This window comes from Pseudovibrio sp. WM33 (assembly GCF_001623165.1).
GTDB lineage: Bacteria > Pseudomonadota > Alphaproteobacteria > Rhizobiales > Stappiaceae > Pseudovibrio.
On the sequence record NZ_LMCK01000151.1, the window covers coordinates 3,106 to 3,569 of the forward strand.

Below are 464 nucleotides of genomic sequence, written 5' to 3' on the forward strand. Positions count from 1 at the left end.
GCGCTCGCCACGGCCACCGTAATAAGAGCGGTTGTGCTTAAACATGTGATAGGCAATCGGGCGATCCACCGCGTTACATTCCACCCCGGCAAGGATGTAATGCCCGTGATCCAGCTCTTTGTTTAACTCCACATCCAGCATGGTGATATCAAGGTGCTGGATCTGAAAACCGAACCTCCCGAACTCCGGGCCAATGTATTTGCGGGCTAAGAAATTCCCATCACGGGCAGCGGCTGTAAGTGCAATACGCTGGCTATCAGCAAAAGAGAACTTACCGCAGGTGGTGCAGATCCCCTTGCGGCTCCATTCCAAAAATCCATCGCGGATAAGCTTGTTGCTGTCCCGGTCAATATTGCCATCACCAAGCCGGGCAACCGGCTTTATCTGCAAGCCAGTCCGGCCCACAACATTGCGCCGCAAATGGGAGTAAAAGCCTTTCAGGTAATCGTTGTTCTGGCTTTGCT

1 protein-coding gene is annotated in these 464 nt (G+C 53.0%); it reads right to left on the minus strand.

Annotation, left to right across the window (positions count from 1 at the left end; all coding sequences use genetic code 11):
- Positions 1-464, minus strand: a 464-nt coding sequence (locus PsWM33_RS27555; protein WP_193778478.1) for a phage portal protein, incomplete at both ends; no start/stop codon positions are given.